Origin of the sequence: Streptomyces kaniharaensis (genome assembly GCF_009569385.1) — a bacterium.
Classification (GTDB): Bacteria; Actinomycetota; Actinomycetes; order Streptomycetales; family Streptomycetaceae; genus Kitasatospora; species Kitasatospora kaniharaensis.
Map to the genome: position 1 here is coordinate 74,380 of NZ_WBOF01000004.1, position 15,710 is coordinate 90,089.

Below are 15,710 nucleotides of genomic sequence, written 5' to 3' on the forward strand. Positions count from 1 at the left end.
CATGAATGGCACCCTCTCCGAGAACGCCAGCGGCCACGACAGCGCCAACCGGCTCCCGGCAGACGCCGCCCCCGGGTCCGGCGTCACCCTGGAGACGGGCACCCTGCTCACTAGGGCGATGCTGACCAAGGAGCAGATGAGCTCGCTGCTCCCGCAGTTGGCCCGAGACGAGCTCTACGAGCTCGGCAACTGGCTGCGGGACGCGGCGGACGACCGGCTGGAGCAGGAACTGCTCCAGGTGTTGCGCGCCATGTGCGCCCGCTGCCCCGACCAGGCCGGCGGCACGGCGGCCAGCGTCGAGTTCGTGACCAACGCGAACTACTCCGACGGCGTGTACTGGGACGAGGAGACGCTCTGGCTCCACGGCACGGACGGCCGGGAATGGCAGTACGAGGCCCCGGAGCAGCAGGACGACTCGGCCGACGCGCTGGACGCCCGGTTCCGGGACCTCCTCGCGGCCTACTCCCGCCTCGACCGGCCGAAGCACAATTCGAACCTGACCGTGAACCTCTCCACCGGCACCTTCGAGGTCACGCCCCCGTAGCAGGCACCGAGGCGGCCCTCCCGCCCGTGGACGACGCAGAAGTCCGCGAGCCCGTCACCTTCGAACACCCGGCGCATCAGCACCCGGCTGGTGCGCCGGGCCCGACAGCGTGCCTTCCCATAGCACTGCGCCGACCGAGCCGCGCAGGGCGCCCACACACGATCGGAACTCCGCATGACCGCACAAGTGGCGGTCTTCATCGCCTCCAAGAACTCGAACACCACCCACCGGCGGGTGCTCTGGCGGACGAGTGAAGTCGACGCACGCAAGATCTGCTCCGACGAGCGCACCTCGGGCCGCAGCCACATGCTCTGCTGGACCGCGCACTACATCGACGATCCGGAGATCAACCGCTACGTGCGCGACAACGGCGCGTACGCGCAGGTGCTGGCCGACCACGACGTCACGATCCTCCACTCGTTCGGAGCGCACCGGAGGCCGGATCGGCGGCTGGCAGCGTGACGAGGCCCAGGGCCACCGCTTCCGGTACACCCGCCCGGTACTGAGCGGACCGGCCCCCAACCTGCCCCCGGCATCAGCCGCCCCCTCACAATGGAGGACACGTGAAGACGACCAAGAAGACCTCGATCGGCACCGCCCGGCACCTGCACCCCGCGGGCACTCCGGGCGACCTGTGCCGCTGGCACAACCGCGCGGCGCTTGCCACGACGGTGGCCGCCATCGCCCGCCGCCACGGCCTGGACGCGAGCGCTGACGACGGGGAGCTGGCGGCCTGTGCGGCGGAGGCCAAGGCAGCGCCGTTGAAGGCGCCCTTGTCGGCGGACACCCTGGCGGCCATCCGCTCCGCCCTCGGGCCGGCGCTGGGCCCGGGCAGTGCGCCGGCGGCCGTCGCAGAGGCGGTGTTCGGTGCGCTGCCGGACCGGCCGATCCGCGTGGCCGGGCAGGACGGGCAGGAGTTCTTCCTGGTGCCCATCCCCGCCACTCCATAATTGCTTAAGTCTATGAGATGAGTTATGGTTAGGGCATCTCCGGTGCGAACGGGTCACGCACCCGGCGCAGCCATCGGCCGCCGCGCACCGGATCCTCCCCCGGGTGGACCGCCTTCCAGCGGTCCGTCCGGGGACGCCCCGGCCTCTAGGGCCCGTAGCCACAGGGATGGCCAAGATGAACCGCCGACACTCCCGCGCGCTCAGAAGCCGCGACATCAGCGAGGTCTTCGTCGAAGAGCTGACCGAGCGGGAGAGCGCTCTGCGCGGCAACCACCTGTGGCTCGCCCCCCAGCTCGACCAGCTCTCCACCGGGCGGCCAGTCACCCTCGGGCACACCGCGCCGCCCGGCCTGACGCTCGCCCAACAGGCCGACCTGATCGACGTCGCCAGCCACGTGGGGATCTTCCGCATGTGGGCCCGGCGGGGCCGGGTCACCTACGACCTCAACCAGCACCTGGCCGCAGAGTTGTACCGCTCGACCTCGGACACGCTGCCCGGGAACATCTTCAGCCAGCTCCCGCACATCAACCCGCTCGTCGTCCTGCCTGAGCCCTGGCCCATCCGGTACAAGGAGTCGGACGGCCTGGTCCGAGGCTTCTACCTCTTCGGCTTCAACCAGAACCCCGAGCAGCAGACCTACACCGATGAGGAGATCGAAGGACTCGGCCTGCTCTTCGTGATCGACCTCCTCGACGAGGAGACCTGGGAGGTACGCGGCCAGACCTACATACGCATGAACATCCCCACCGGGATGGAGAAGTTCACCGTGGCCCAGGCCGTGGACTTCGCCGCCGCGAGGGCCGAGGCCCACTGGAGCCGGACCCGGGACAAGGCCGCCGCGTACACCCTGTTCGAGGAGCTGCTGCGCCCCGCGCTGAGCGTCCTGATCTACCTCTGCTGCGACAACCGGGACCTGGCCGAACCGCCCGTCGTCAAGCCGTCGAAGAAGAAGCGCCGGGCAGTCCACAAGAACCGCGACCCGTTCTTCGTCGAGATCGGCTGGCGCGTCGGCCCCGCCTTGCACGCCGCCCGCCGGGCAACCGGCCGCGTGCTGGACGGCGACGGCATCCCCTCCGGCATCCAGCAGGCACCCCACCAGCGGTGCGGACACTTCCGCCGCTTCCGGATCGGCAAGCGGCGCCAGGGCGAGACCACCCGCTGGGTGATGCCCTACTGGGTCCGCCTGGACCTGCTCCCCGAGGACACCGACCCGATCACCACCGTGGTCCCCGTGGACGAGCAGCGCCACGACCCGCTCCGTACGCGGGGGCTGAAGAAGCGCCAGCGCCCGGACGCCGCTCTCGCGGCCTGAACCGCCCCCGGGGCCGTGCCAGACCGGCACCGCCCCGCCCTTCGAACCACATCACCCCCTCACACGACACGGAGAAGCACCATGTCCGACCGCTCACCGATGCAGTTGTTCGTCTACGCCGTCCACGAGGACGAGGAGGCCGCCGTGCTCAGGGCCATCTCCGACGAGGACCTGGGCCTCGACTGGGGAGACACCGACGAACCGGACCCCGCCCGGCTGGTGCTCGGTGCGTGCTACGGCATCCACGAGACCCCGCTCGGCAGTTCGGACGACCTCGCGGCAACCCTCCAGGCGCAGGCCCCCACCGCTGTCTTCAAGCTCTGGCAGGACCCCCACTGGTCCGGAGCGGACGGCCACCTCGTCGCCCACGTGCCCGGAGTCGGCATCTACGAGACCGGCTGCACCGCGGAGGGAGTACCTCACGCCGACGTCACGGACCTCACCAAGCAGCTCTCCGCCGCTCCCAAAGGAACCTCGGTCCAGGACTGGCTGACCGGCGCCGGAGACCAGGTCCTCGGCGTCACCGTGCTCACCGCGCTGGAGCCCTACGAGAAGAGCCACCGATGAGCCCCGAGCCCCTCGCCGGACCGGAGGCGACCACCCCGGCCGAACATGCGCCGCCCCCGCCGATCGCCTGGGACGACTACCCGCTGCTCGACTCCGGCGACCCCGCCAAGCACGACCTCGAACTGATCCACACCGGATGCGGACAGCACCTGTGCGACGCGGAGTCCGGCGACGTGCTGCCCACGCTGATCGGCATGGTCACCGACCACCACGCGGTGTGCGCCGGGCGGCGGGCCGAGCGATGAGCGCCCTGGCCCCGGCCCTTCTCCAGCCCTGGCAGGCTTCCGAGTTCGAGTCGCTTCTGCGCACCTGCCTCGACGAGAACACCAGGAACCAGGTACAGGTCGCCACCTTCGCCGAGACCGGCTGTACCCACAGCCGGTACGGACTGCGGCTGACCCTCCCCACCGGCGCCGAGGTCTACCTCCAGATCGTGGCCGCCCGCCCTCCGGACGGGCGCGCCGAACCGCAGGGCACCCCGCCGCCGAGGCAGCGCACCGCCGCGCTGCCGGCCGTCGGCAAGACGCCGCTCACAGCCGTCGAGCGGCACCTGATCCGCGCACTGACCGCGCGGCAGGACCCCTTCATCCGCCGGGTCGAGCCGCTCAGCGCGGCGAACGGTGCGATCCCCTACGGCCTGCACGTCACCTTCCACTGCGGCGCCGCCGTCTGCTGCTACGTCGCCTACCTCGTACCCGCCGGCTACAGCCGGCCTCTCGGCGGCCCGTACCCCGCGCTGCGCCAGGTCTGAACCGGCCAGCCGCAACGGCCGGACGGCCAACCCCTCCAACCCCTCCAAGGAACGACCCACATGAACACCATCGACCGCGAGACCGTGCGCGAGCGGGCTCGGCAGCTCAACGCCCGGGTGACCGACTTCCGCTTGGCCATCCTCGGCGCCGACCCGGCCACGATCGAACGTGCCCGCGCCGAGGGACAGACCGCCGCGCGCACCCTGTTCGACGCACAGCTTGCGGCCGGACTCATCACCGCCGAGCACCACCGCCGACGCAGCGCCGCGCTCAGCAGCGAGTACCCCGGAGCGGAGGCGCAGGCGTGATCTTCAAGCCGATCTCTCTGGCGTTCGCCGCTGCCCAGGCGTTCGCCGAACACGTAGGCCGCCTCCCGGACACCGACGACACCGGGGAGGCCATCGAGGCGTGGGCGAAGCGCGCGGCCGAGCTGTCCCGTGCTGCCGTCGATGCGGCAGCGGAGTACGCCGCCGAGTCGTACCGCCTGGGCCTGATCACCTCCGACCTCCTGTTCGGCCGCCTGATCGAGGCGGAAGCCTTCCATTCGAGGAACCAGCGGATCGTGCGTGAGGGGTTGGCCGCCGTCGCCCGGGCCCGCGCGGAGGCGGGGCAGCCCGCCGGGAGCGCGCCCGACGAAGCCGAGGCAGCACCCGGAGCGTTGGGCGCACGTCACCGGCCGGTGCTTCCCGGCGCGGCCGCCACCGGGCAACGCTGAGGTTCGACCGTCGGCTGTTTTGGCATGATCCCCGTTCAGGAGCGCGATCGCGCTCCATGACCGAGGGGAAGAATCATGCGCAGCACACGGGGATGGGCCGCCGTAGTCGTGATGGCCGTCGCGGCGCTGTCGGCGGGGTGCAGCGGCTCCACGTCGGGGCCGCCTGCTCCCGGCCCGGCATCCGCCTCCGCTGGCGCCACGCCGGCCGGACTGCCGACCGGGATCACCGAGCTGGGGCCTGCCGTCCCCGTCGCGGCGCAGGGCTGGACCCTGGCGGTGGCTCCGTTCAAGGAGGCCGGCGCCTCGTCCGGCGAGGTGCCGGCCGGCTGGGCCGTCCTTCGCACCACGGCGACGTTCACCAACACCAGCGATCGGATCACCCTGCTGCCGGACACCGCGCTCACCGTGCGCTACGGACCGCTGGGGCGCCAGGCCGTCCCAGTCAGGGACCAGACCCTCCCCGGGCTCCCCGCACACGATGCTGCGACGAAGGTCGCGCCGGGCGCTTCCTACACCGCCGAGATAGGCGTGGCCGTTCCCCCGCAGGGCCTGGGCCAGCGGGTCACCGTCACCGCCGAGGCCACCCAGGAGGGGATGGCGGAGGCGGACGACCTTTTCTTCGAGGGCACCCTGCCCGGAAGCTCCACCTCGTCCTCCGGCTCTCCCGATCCCACCGGCACGACGCCGGCGTCATCTGGCCCTCTCCTCCCCTTCGGTGCGTGGTCGCCGGCGGGTCTGCGGATCTCCCCGATCACGCTCGGGCCGGACAAGGACGGCAAGCGGACGGCGACGGCCGACCTCACCGTCACCAACGGCGATCCCCGGCCGCAGCCGGGCCTGGGCATCACCCTGCGGGTGATGCCCGGCGCCGGCCTGACCGACGCCGCGACCGTCACCCCGAGCCTGGACTACCCCGACGCTCCGATCGCGCCCTCGCGCTCGGCCACCGTCACCGTGCGGTTCACCCTCCCCTCCTCCGCCGTCCCCGGCCCGGTCACGGTCGAGGCCCTCGACCACGGCGACCGGATCACCTTCAGCGGCACGCTCAGCTGACGACGAGGTGCGCCGCCGACCGGGGCGCGCCGAACTTTTCGACACCGGTGGGGCTGGAGTGGTCACACGGATACGTCGCGCGGCACCTCTATGGGATGACGCGCACCTCCGACCAGTCAGGAGCACCACTCCATGCCCCGCCCTCTTCGCACCGCGGCCATCGGCGCCGCTCTCTCTGCGGCAGCCATGCTCGCCGCCTGCACCCCCGCCGACGTCGTGAAGTCAGCGCCCGAGGCCGCGGCCGGGCCCATGATGTCCGCCACGGCCGCTCTCCAGGCACTCGACCAGCTCACCGTCAAGGGGAGAGCCCCCCAGACCGGATACAGCCGCGATCAGTTCGGTCCGGCCTGGAGCGACAGCAGCACCGCCCCGGGAAGCCACAACGGCTGCTCGACCCGTGACGACATCCTCGCCCGCGATCTGTCCGACGTCGTGCGGCAGGGTCCGTGCACCGTCGTCTCCGGGGTGCTCCACGACCCGTACACCGCGCGCACGATCTCCTTCACCCGCGGCGTCAAGACGTCGTTGGCCGTGCAGATCGACCACATCGTGCCCCTGAGCCTCAGCTGGCAGACCGGCGCGCAGCAGCTGACCGCAGCCGGACGGCTCAGCCTCGCGAACGACCCGCTCAACCTGGTGGCGGTCGACGGCCCGACGAACGAGGCGAAGGGGGACGGCGACGCCGCCACCTGGCTTCCGCCGAACAAGCCGATCCGCTGCGGCTACGCGCAGCGCCAGATCGAGGTGAAGGCGAAGTACAAGCTCTGGGTGACCCCGCCGGAGAAGGACGCGCTGCGCCGCGTCCTGGGCAGCTGCCCCGGGCCGGCTCTGCCGGGTGAGGGGGCGTCCAAGTGATGGGCGAGTTCCAGGACCGGCTCCGGCTGCTTCCCTACGGGGGTGACGTGGACCGCTGGCACCGCGAAACGGTCCACGCCCTGCAGTACCACCTCGCCGCGTCGGGACAGAGCCGCGCCGGCACCGCGGCCTTCGAGTCCGCCGTCAGTGCAGTGCGGCAGGTGGAGCGGACGGAGTGGGGCTGGGTCCGGTGGGGGTACCCGCTGGATTCGGAGGCGCGGTTCGAGGACGCCTTCCCCGCAGAGGTCGGGGTGCTCGCCCCGGCCTCGCGCGCACGGGCGGCATCGCTTCTCGCCCGTACGGTGTGGGGGCGGCGGCCGGCCCCGTTCCTGCGGAGGATCGGCGGCGCCGAGCTGCCGGCAGCGGTGAGCGTGGGGCGCTTGGCCGTGGTCGTGGCCGCCGTCCTGCTGCTGACCCCGGCGCTGGGTGAGCACCTTTCCGCGGGAGCGGCCCTGACCGCGGCCGTGGCGGTCGGCGTCACGCTGGCCTGGGGCGGGCCGGGCCTCGCCGCGATCGTCACCCGTCGCCATGTGCGGGTCGTGGATGCCACCGTCCCTCGGGCGGATTCCATCCATCGGCTCCTGGCCCTGCAGCAGCAGGTGGCCGCGGCGGCAACGGCGTCGGGGGTGGCCGAGCTTCGGCGCGCGGCCGAGGCCGGACACCGGTTCCTGTGGGACGCCGCCGGCCTGGTGCTGGCCGCCGGAGAGGACGGAGCCGGCCTCGATGTCGTCCAGGAGTACGAGGCCGCCTACCGGCGGCTGGGCGTGGCGGCGGCTGCGGCCCTGGGCGAGCAGGAGCGCCTGGAGCACCGGCTGGCGGACTTGGACGAAGCGGGGCGCGGGGCCGAGGCACCAGGTGCCTACCTCGGCAGCCGGCGGTCCCGGCTGGTCGAGGATGCCGTACCGGTGCAGCTCCTCGACGAACTCGCCGCCGGGCTGGACGAGCTGGCCGCCGGCCTGCGGGACGCCCAGCAGGCCGTCGCGCGTACGGCCGATGTGACGCCTCGGACCGGGGAGCAGCGCCATGAAGGCCGGTAAGCGGTGGTCCGCGTCCGCGACCGCGCGCGGGGGTGCGCGGGATCCGCTGGCGGCCGAGCGGGCGCGTCTGGCCGCGGCGTCGTTCGCCCGGGGCGTGGTGTGGGCGGTCCTGACGGTCAGTCTGCTGGGGACCGTGGTGACGGCGCCCTACCTTCCGAGCCCCTGGGGCAGGCCGGTGTTGCTGCTCGCTCTCCTTGGCGGCCTGGTGTCCGGACTGGTCACGCTCTACCGGCTGTTCATCGCGTTCCTGGCGCTGCTCGCTCTCGGCCGGGTCGCCGTTCCGGGGCGGCTGGGTGCGCGCTCGAAGCCCGCTCCGGAGCCCGCGCGTCCACAAGAAGAGCCGTGATCTCCGCCACAGCGGGCCCTGGGCGCTGCGGCGGCACCCAGTGCCTCGCCGGACAGGGGCGCGGGACCTTCGGCATGGCCGAAAGTACGGGGTTGTCCGGTGCGACTCCGCAGGGCGACGAGCGCTCTACCGACCGCTGCCGGGTAGATGGCCAGGTCAGCGCCACACTAGAACGAATCGGGCATAAGCCGCAAAGCGCAAGATCATCGTCAGAATAGATCTTGACGGCCGGAAAAGGCCGTGCAAGATTCGTATAAGTTACCGGTCAGATTCAGTCACGGGACGAGCACTATCCGCACACGCACGTGCGGCCACGGGGAGGGGGGTCGTGTGCATTTCAAAGGAATGCTGACCCTCAATCAGATTTGGGGCGCAAGTCAATCCGGCTCAGCGCGAGCGCACTTGGCGGCCGGCCACCATGCCACCGCCGCCGCCTCGCAGTCTGCTTCCGGCTCGGGCTTGACCCCGCCCGCCGAGAGGCGCCTCGAGACCCCCGTCGAGACGGAGCAAGGTGGCAAGCCGAGGAGTACCAGCCTTCAGCGCCGCCGCCCTGCGCCGACTGCGCACCAAGGCCTCCTTGTCGCAGGACGAGCTGGCGGCCTTGGCCCGCGGGCGCGGGGCGCGAGTGGCCGGCACCCACATCTGCCTGTACGAACAGGGCCGACGAAAACCGCAGTTGCCGACGGCGCAGGCCCTCGCCGACAGCCTGAGAGTGCCGCTGAAGTCGCTCCTGTCGACCGGGAAGCCGGACGATGTGCAGAGGCTTCGGCTATTGGCCGGCTGGAGCCAGCGAGCGCTGGCGCACCGGCTGGGCGTTGCCCAGGCTCGGTGGTCACGGATCGAGCGGGGCCTCGCATCGCTCGACGAGTCGAAGTTCCGGCTGGCCGCCGAACTGCTGAAGGTCACGGTCGAGCAGCTGTTGCGCTCACTGGACGCCGCCACCGGCAGCCGGCTGCCGCGTGGTCGTCGCTAAAAGCATGTGACGACTCCGCAGCAGGCGATTTAGGCTCCTTATCCATTTGATCAACCGTTTGCATACTGGACGCGGAATTCCGTGGTCCGCCGATTTCCCATGCCTTTCAGCTTTCTGACCACCACTCATCAGGGGGATATGCCAGTGGCACCTTCAATCAGTGCTGAGATACGCCGGGCCGGCGTCTCCGCGGTGGTGGCCGCGGCCGCCGTGGCATTGCTGGCCGGCTGTGGGTCGGGCGGCGGCGACGCCAAGGCGAGCGCATCACCGTCCGCCTCGGCAACGTCGGCCGCTCCTTCGCCCGACCCCAGCGCCACAGCGACCGAGCAGGTCCTGGCCGCCTACCGGGGGATGTGGACCGAGCAGACCAAGATCTACAGCTCGGGGACCTTCGCCGGCTCGAAGCTGGAGGAGTACGCGGCCGACAAGGCGCTCTCCAAGGTCAAGGTGGCCGCGCTGTACTACCAGGACAACGGCCTGGTAGTGAAGGGCGCCCCGGTGCTGTCCCCGAAGGTCACCGACCTGTCGCTGGACACCAACCCGAAGACCGCGACCGTCGTGGACTGCGTCGACAGCTCGAACTTCGTCCCCGAGAACGCCAAGACGGGCAAGAAGTCGGACCTCGACGGCGCCAACCGGCGCCACGTGCAGACCTCGAAGGCGTACTACGGCAGCGGCAAGTGGCTGATCGTGGACTCCACCATCGACAAGGACAGCACATGCTGAGCCGCAGAGGGGCGGGGGCGCTGATCGGCGCTCTCATCGCGCTGCTGGTCGCGCTCACCGTGCCCGTCGGCACGGCCAGCGCCGACGGTGGTGTCAAGTGCCCCGACCTCGTCCCCGACTGCGACATCCACGTCGGAGGCGGTGGCGGCACCGGCGGTGGAGGCACCGGCGGTGGAGGCGGCACCGGCGGAGGTGGTGGCGGCGGAGGCGGCGGAGCTGCCAAATGCGTCATCACCTGGAAGAACCCCAACGGCCAGGAAGTCGGCGAGGTGCCCTGCTACAAGGAGGGCGTCGGCTGGTTCAACTACACGGACCAGTGCTACTGGGACATCCTCAACCCCCAGCCCCCCGCAGACGCCCCTGACTGGCAGTGGGGCAGCGGAGCGCCCTCGGACCCCGCGGCCCGTACCAAGGGGAAGGCGTACAACGTCATCTGCCCGGGCATCGGCCGCGAGCTGGCCGGCGGCACCAGCTGGAGCCTGAACCCGCCTCCGGGCTTCGGCGGCGGCCCCTCCCCCGAGGAGCTCGCCCAGGAAGCCATCAAGAAGATGCGGCTGCTCGGAGCCCAGATCGGCACGGCGCCCGGCACCGGCACGACCGGAATCGTCGGCATGCCCGTGTGGATCTGGAACGTGAAGACCGACCGCACCTGGGGCCCCGTCTCCGCGAGCGCCTCGGCCGGTGGCATCACGGTCAACGCCACGGCCAACGTGCAGAAGATCGTCTACACGATGGGCGACGGCGGCGGCGTGACCTGCACCAGCGCAGGCACTCCCTACAAGGAGTCCTACGGCGGCAGCGCCTCTCCCGACTGCGGCTACCGGTACACCAAGACCTCCAGCGCCTTCTCCGTCAGTGCCGTCACCACCTGGACGGTGCACTGGGAGGGCGGAGGCCAGCAGGGCGACATCACTACGACCCGAGCCTCCGGGGGCGTGAACCTCGCCATCGGCGAAGCCCAGGTCGTCGCCAAGCCGTGACTCGCCCGCACACGTAAGGAATTACCCAGATGAGCACCACCACGGGGCCCGCCCCCGAAACCACCGACCAGCAGACGCCCGCGCCCAAGTCGATCGTCCGCCAGCCCGTCGTCCGCCGACGCCGCCCCGGCTTCATCGCCATGGCCGTCGCGCTGATCGCGGTCGGCGTCGGCGCCAACGCGTGGCTGTACATGTCCACGGGCAACCGCGAGCCCGTCGTCGCCATCGCGCACGACGTGCCGATGGGTGCCCAGCTGACCGCCGACGACCTCGTGGAAGCCCGGATCGCCACCGACCCGGTCCTCACCCCCGTGCCGGCCAGCCAGCTGAAGAAGATGATCGGCAAGCGCACCACCGTGGGCCTGACCAAGGGCAGCCTGCTGACCACCCAGTCGGTCACCGATCAGCCGCTGATCAAGCAGGGCCAGTCGCTGGTGGGCGTCTCGCTCTCCCCGGCGCAGATCCCCGCCAGCCAGCTGAGCCCCGGCCAGAAGGTCAACGTCATCCACACGCCGAAGAACAACGCCGCCGCTGCCACCGACGGCGCCTCCGGCAGCAACAAGAACACCACGGTGCAGGCCGTCGTCATCGAGGTGGGCAAGGCCGACAACAGCGGCGACCGCGTTGTGGACCTCGCCGCCAACACCCTTGACGGCGCGACCCTGGCCCAGTGGTCCGCGAACGGCGAGGCCTCCCTCGTCGTCGTGCCGTCGGGGAGCTGACATGGCCGTCATCGCCTTCGCCGGCGCCAGCGGCGGCCCCGGAGTGACCGCGACCGCCCTCGCGGCGCTGCTCACCTGGCCGCTCCCGCAGGGACGCCGCGCCATCCTGGCCGAGTGCGACCCGGACGGCGGCTCGATCGCCGCGGGCTATCTCGAGTCGCGGATCCTGGGCGACTACGGCCTGCACAACCTGGAGGTCGCCCACCGCCGCCGCCAGCTCGACCAGGAGTTCTGGTACCAGCTGATCGACCTGTCCGACAAGGACACCCAGGACCGTCTGCTGCTGCCCGGCCTGACCAATCCCGCCCAGGCCGCCGGCCTCAGCCAGGTCTGGCAGCGCCTCGGCCTGCTCTTCGAGCAGTTGCAGACCCAGGACCCCGGCTACGACGTCCTGGTGGACCTCGGCCGCTCCGGCGCCACCGGCACGGCCGGCGCCCTGGCCAGGTCCGCGGACATCGTCGCCGTCGTCGTACGACGCACCCTGCGCTCGGCCAGCGCCGCCAAGCCGCGGGTCGAGGCGCTGCGCGCCGCGCTCGAGGTCCGCGGACGCGACAGCGGCCGGCTCGGCCTGGTGGTCATCGACGACGGCGACTTCCGCCCGCGGGACATCTCCGAGCAACTGCAGCTGCCCATCTTCGCCACCCTCCCCCACGACCCGAGGGCCGCACAGGTCCTCTCCCACGGCGGCGACGGCGGCCGGTACTTCGGCCGCTCCGCCCTGTTGCGCGAAGCACGCGTCATGTCCGAACAGCTGCGCGGCCTCGCCGTCCAGGAGCAGCAGAGGCTCCTCGCACCGGCGGCGCGTCCGCAGACCGTCCTCGACCGAATGAAGGGAGCTGTCAATGCAGCGCGGTAAGCCCCTGTACGCGCCGGGCCAGGCCTCCTACCTGCCCCAGCAGGTCCCCGTCGCGGGATTCCCCGTCGTGCCCGGCCCGGTGGCCCCGGCCCCGGTGACGGCGCAGAAGCCGGCCGGGGACGGCCGCGTGGTCTCCCGCAAGTCGCTGTGGGACTGGGAGACCGTCAACAGCCTGCGTGAGGAGCTCAGCCGCCAGATGGCGCCCGAGTTCCAGGCGTACAGGGAGAGCAACAAGCGGGACATGCCCGCCGACGACGCCGAGCAGCGCGGCTGGGAGATCATCAACGAGCTCGTCGCCCGCTGGGCGGCGGACTTCGCCGCGGCCCGGCAGATCTCGCCGGCCGAGTCGGACGAGACCACCCTCGCGCAGGCAGTGTTCGACGCCCAGTTCGCCCACGGCCGTCTCCAGCCTCACCTGGACGACCCGACGGTCGAGAACATCCTGATCAACGGCTGCGACGACGTGTGGATCGACTACACCGACCGCCCCCGGCAGAAGGTCGACCCCGTCGCGGAGAGCGACGAGGAACTCGTCGAGTTCCTCCAGATGCTCGCCCGCCGTCACGGCGCCGGCGAGCGGAGCCTGTCCAAGGCCTCGCCGACCCTGGCCCTGCGGCTGTCGGACACCTCGCGTCTGCAGGCGATGACCGAGTCCACCCCGCGGCCGTACGTGACCATCCGAAAGCAGCGGATCCGCTCCGTCACGCTGGAGGACCTGGTCGAGTACGGCAGCATCGACGCCGGGATGATGCACTTCCTCAAGGCCGCCATGGCCGCGGAAAAGAACATCATGATCAGCGGGACCCAGGGCGTCGGCAAGACCACGATGATCATCGCGCTGGCCCGTGAGATCGACCCCCAGGAGCGCGTGGGAACGCTTGAGACGGAGTACGAGCTCTTCCTCCACGAGGTCGGGCACCTCAAGCAGGTCGTCCCGATGGAGGCCCGCGAAGGCAACGGCGAGAGGGTCGACGGCCGCGAGGTCGGCGAGATCGAGATCGCGGACCTCATCGCCCCCTCCCTGCGCATGATGCTGCGCCGCATGATCGTCGGAGAGGTCCGCTCCCGCGAGATCGTCCCCATGCTCCAGGCGATGTCCGCCGGTGAGGGCGGGTCGCTGTGCACCATCCACAGCCGCAAGGCCGAGGGCGTCTTCGCGCGCATCGCCCAGCTGTGCATCCAGCACGGCGACGGGATGACCCAGGAGCTGGCCTACCTGATCGCCGGCGCCGCGCTGGACTTCGTCGTCCACGTCAAGATGATCGACGAGACCCGCCTCGGCGGTAAGAAGGTCCGCTTCGTCGAGCAGATCCTGGAGGTCACCGGCGAGGCCAGCGAGACCGGTCTTCCGGCCACCAACAAGATCTACGCGCCGCGCCCCGGGTCCCGCGACCCCCGTGCCGTGCCGACCGGTGTCAACCCAGCCTGCCTGGACGACCTGGTGCGCGCCGGTTTCAACCCGGAGTGGCTGCGCAACGAGAACGGCAACTGGGGCGGCCCGCTGGAACTGAAGCGGACGGCGGTGGCCTGATGGGTCTGTTGATCGCCGGCTTCGCCGCGCTGTTCCTCATCGGGGGCCTCGTCCTGTTCGTCGTGGGCGTGCGCGGCACCGAGGTGGCCGACCGTCCGGTCAAGGTCAAGCGCACCCTCCCGCCGAAGACCAAGCGGCTGCGGCAGCTGCAGATCAGCGGCGCCGCCGTCGCCGGCATGCTGACCTGGCTGGTCTCTGGGTGGCTCCCCTCCGCCCTGCTGGTCGCCGGCGCCGTCTTCTTCCTGCCGTGGCTCATCAACCCGAACAAGGCGGCCAACGAGCAGATCGAGCGGCTGGACGCGCTCGCCCAGTGGACGAAGCGCCTCTCCGACCTGGTCCGCACCGGTACCGGCATCGAGGAGGCGATCGCGGTGTCGGTCCGCACCGCACCGCGGCCCATCGAGCGCGAGGTGGCAGACCTGGCGGTGCGCCTGCAGTCACGGGTCGCCGCAGCGGACGCGCTGACCGCGTTCGCGCGGGCGATCGGCGACCCGCGGGCGGACCTGGTCGCCGCGGCGCTGCTGCTGCGGATGAAGGACCGCGGGCCCGGCCTGGCGGACGTCCTGTCCGACCTGGCGGCCCGCACCTCCAACGTGGTCCGCCGCCGCCGCGACGTCGAAGCGGACCGCGCCAAGCACCGCACCACCACCCGCTGGATCTGCGCGATCACCCTGGTCGTGATCGTCGGGTTCTCCTTCAACAAGGCCTACATCGAGCCCTACGGCACCCCGCTGGGGATGCTCGTCCTGGTCATCCTGATGGCCGCGGTCGTCGCCCTGTTCTGGTGGATGAGCCGCCTCGGCATGGACAAGCCCCTGCCCGGCTTCATGGAGTACGACGAGCGCGCCGCCGGCTCGGACACCGACCCGGTGCTCGCGGAGGTGGCACGATGAACGAACTCACCGTCGCCCTGCTGGCCGGCGCCGGCATCGGACTGGGCCTGTTCTTCCTCGTCCGCGAACTGCTGCCCTCCGGACCGGCGCTCGGTCCCGCGCTGGAACGCCTGCACGGCAAGGCCCAGGCCCCGGTCCGCCGCCGCGACGACAAGCGTCCGCTGATCGAGCGGGTCGGTGACCGGGTCGCCGAGCGGGTCAGGGACTGGCCCGGTGTCAGCGTCCCGGTCAAGAACCTCAACCTGGTCGGCGACAGCATCGGCGAGTTCTTCGGCAGCAAGGCCCTGCACTTCGTCGTCGGGCTGCTCCTGCCCTCGTTCTTCTCGCTGGTCGTCACCCTCGCGGGTATCGACCTGCCCTTCTTCCTCACCGGCCTGGCCGGTGTGGCCGCCGGGGTGGGCCTGTGGTTCCTCCCCGACGCGCAGCTGGCCAAGCGGGCCGCCCAAGCCCGGGCGGAAGCATCACAGGCCGTCATGGCCTACATGGAACTCGCCGCGATGGAGCGCATCTCCAGCTCCGGCGCCCAGGACACCCTGGAGCGGCCGGCCGAGGTCGGCAACGGCTGGGCCTTCCGCCGCATCCAGGCCGCCCTCGTCCGCGCCCGCCTCGACCGGGCACCCGCCTGGGACGCGCTGCGCTCCATCGCCGACGAGCTCGACGTGCCCGCAGCCGGCGACATCGCCGACATCGTGGCCAGCGCCGGAACCGACGGCGCCGCGATCTACAGCACCCTGCGCAGCCGGGCCGAGAGCCTGGCCGACGAGCAGGCCGCCGCCGAGCAGGCCCGGGCGAACGCCGCCTCCGAGAGCCTGATCGTGCCGGTGACCTTGCTGTCCATGGTCCTGCTGGTCTTCTTCGGCTTCCCCTCCGTAGTCCGCATTTTCCTCGTCTGAACCGC

Annotated in this window: 21 protein-coding genes; all 21 read left to right on the plus strand. The window is 71.3% G+C overall.

Translation table 11 applies throughout. The features are described 5' to 3' along the window. Position 1 precedes the first annotated feature (1 nt). The 21 genes from F7Q99_RS35095 to F7Q99_RS35195 all read left to right on the plus strand — a co-directional run bounded on the left by F7Q99_RS35095 (position 2) and on the right by F7Q99_RS35195 (position 15,705). Entirely contained in the window at positions 2 to 544 is a 543-nt protein-coding gene (locus F7Q99_RS35095; protein WP_153469850.1) for a hypothetical protein, read from the plus strand. Between the two features lie 174 nt (positions 545 to 718). Continuing rightward, complete coding sequence (locus F7Q99_RS35100; protein WP_153469853.1) at positions 719 to 1,006, plus strand: hypothetical protein; 288 nt, start codon at positions 719 to 721, stop codon at positions 1,004 to 1,006. 101 nt (positions 1,007 to 1,107) lie between these two features. Then, positions 1,108 to 1,494: a hypothetical protein gene (locus tag F7Q99_RS35105; protein ID WP_153469856.1), complete on the plus strand. Its 387-nt coding sequence runs from the start codon at positions 1,108 to 1,110 to the stop codon at positions 1,492 to 1,494. 175 nt (positions 1,495 to 1,669) lie between these two features. Next, positions 1,670 to 2,806 carry a hypothetical protein gene (locus F7Q99_RS35110; protein WP_153469859.1) on the plus strand — a complete coding sequence of 379 codons (1,137 nt, stop codon included), beginning with the start codon at positions 1,670 to 1,672 and terminating at the stop codon, positions 2,804 to 2,806. 81 nt (positions 2,807 to 2,887) lie between these two features. Next, the gene (locus F7Q99_RS35115; protein ID WP_153469862.1) at positions 2,888 to 3,373 is read left to right on the plus strand and encodes a hypothetical protein; all 486 of its coding nucleotides are present in this window, start codon (positions 2,888 to 2,890) and stop codon (positions 3,371 to 3,373) included. Then, positions 3,370 to 3,618: a hypothetical protein gene (locus F7Q99_RS35120; protein ID WP_153469865.1), complete on the plus strand. Its 249-nt coding sequence runs from the start codon at positions 3,370 to 3,372 to the stop codon at positions 3,616 to 3,618. The genes F7Q99_RS35115 and F7Q99_RS35120 overlap by 4 nt, the downstream gene beginning before the upstream one ends. Continuing rightward, a complete protein-coding gene (locus F7Q99_RS35125; protein ID WP_153469868.1) occupies positions 3,615 to 4,124 on the plus strand; it encodes a hypothetical protein in 510 nt (169 codons plus the stop codon). Before F7Q99_RS35120 ends, F7Q99_RS35125 begins: the two co-directional genes overlap by 4 nt. A 60-nt stretch (positions 4,125 to 4,184) precedes the next feature. Next, positions 4,185 to 4,433, plus strand: coding sequence for a hypothetical protein (locus F7Q99_RS35130; protein WP_153469871.1), 249 nt, complete (start codon positions 4,185 to 4,187; stop codon positions 4,431 to 4,433). Further along, complete coding sequence (locus F7Q99_RS35135) at positions 4,430 to 4,840, plus strand: hypothetical protein (RefSeq protein ID WP_153469874.1); 411 nt, start codon at positions 4,430 to 4,432, stop codon at positions 4,838 to 4,840. Before F7Q99_RS35130 ends, F7Q99_RS35135 begins: the two co-directional genes overlap by 4 nt. 75 nt (positions 4,841 to 4,915) lie before the next feature. After that, on the plus strand, positions 4,916 to 5,893 hold the full coding sequence (locus F7Q99_RS35140) for a hypothetical protein (RefSeq protein ID WP_153469877.1): 978 nt from the start codon (positions 4,916 to 4,918) through the stop codon (positions 5,891 to 5,893). Positions 5,894 to 6,025: 132 nt separating this feature from the next. Beyond that, positions 6,026 to 6,748, plus strand: a complete 723-nt coding sequence (locus tag F7Q99_RS35145; RefSeq protein WP_153469880.1) for an HNH endonuclease family protein — start codon at positions 6,026 to 6,028, stop codon at positions 6,746 to 6,748. Then, entirely contained in the window at positions 6,748 to 7,785 is a 1,038-nt protein-coding gene (locus F7Q99_RS35150; RefSeq protein ID WP_153469883.1) for a hypothetical protein, read from the plus strand. Before F7Q99_RS35145 ends, F7Q99_RS35150 begins: the two co-directional genes overlap by 1 nt. Next, positions 7,772 to 8,131: a hypothetical protein gene (locus tag F7Q99_RS35155; RefSeq protein ID WP_153469886.1), complete on the plus strand. Its 360-nt coding sequence runs from the start codon at positions 7,772 to 7,774 to the stop codon at positions 8,129 to 8,131. The genes F7Q99_RS35150 and F7Q99_RS35155 overlap by 14 nt, the downstream gene beginning before the upstream one ends. A gap of 511 nt (positions 8,132 to 8,642) precedes the next feature. Then, complete coding sequence (locus tag F7Q99_RS35160; RefSeq protein WP_153469889.1) at positions 8,643 to 9,104, plus strand: helix-turn-helix domain-containing protein; 462 nt, start codon at positions 8,643 to 8,645, stop codon at positions 9,102 to 9,104. 144 nt (positions 9,105 to 9,248) lie between these two features. Next, entirely contained in the window at positions 9,249 to 9,830 is a 582-nt protein-coding gene (locus F7Q99_RS35165; RefSeq protein WP_153469892.1) for a hypothetical protein, read from the plus strand. After that, the gene (locus F7Q99_RS40640; protein ID WP_195911390.1) at positions 9,824 to 10,810 is read left to right on the plus strand and encodes a hypothetical protein; all 987 of its coding nucleotides are present in this window, start codon (positions 9,824 to 9,826) and stop codon (positions 10,808 to 10,810) included. Before F7Q99_RS35165 ends, F7Q99_RS40640 begins: the two co-directional genes overlap by 7 nt. A gap of 29 nt (positions 10,811 to 10,839) precedes the next feature. Further along, positions 10,840 to 11,532, plus strand: coding sequence for an SAF domain-containing protein (locus F7Q99_RS35175; protein WP_153469895.1), 693 nt, complete (start codon positions 10,840 to 10,842; stop codon positions 11,530 to 11,532). A gap of 1 nt (position 11,533) precedes the next feature. After that, the gene (locus F7Q99_RS35180) at positions 11,534 to 12,388 is read left to right on the plus strand and encodes a P-loop NTPase family protein (protein WP_153469898.1); all 855 of its coding nucleotides are present in this window, start codon (positions 11,534 to 11,536) and stop codon (positions 12,386 to 12,388) included. Then, positions 12,375 to 13,919, plus strand: coding sequence for a CpaF family protein (locus F7Q99_RS35185; RefSeq protein WP_230211236.1), 1,545 nt, complete (start codon positions 12,375 to 12,377; stop codon positions 13,917 to 13,919). Before F7Q99_RS35180 ends, F7Q99_RS35185 begins: the two co-directional genes overlap by 14 nt. Further along, the gene (locus F7Q99_RS35190) at positions 13,919 to 14,812 is read left to right on the plus strand and encodes a type II secretion system F family protein (protein ID WP_153469901.1); all 894 of its coding nucleotides are present in this window, start codon (positions 13,919 to 13,921) and stop codon (positions 14,810 to 14,812) included. The genes F7Q99_RS35185 and F7Q99_RS35190 overlap by 1 nt, the downstream gene beginning before the upstream one ends. Further along, entirely contained in the window at positions 14,809 to 15,705 is an 897-nt protein-coding gene (locus tag F7Q99_RS35195; RefSeq protein WP_153469904.1) for a type II secretion system F family protein, read from the plus strand. The genes F7Q99_RS35190 and F7Q99_RS35195 overlap by 4 nt, the downstream gene beginning before the upstream one ends. The last annotated feature ends 5 nt before the right edge of the window (positions 15,706 to 15,710 follow it).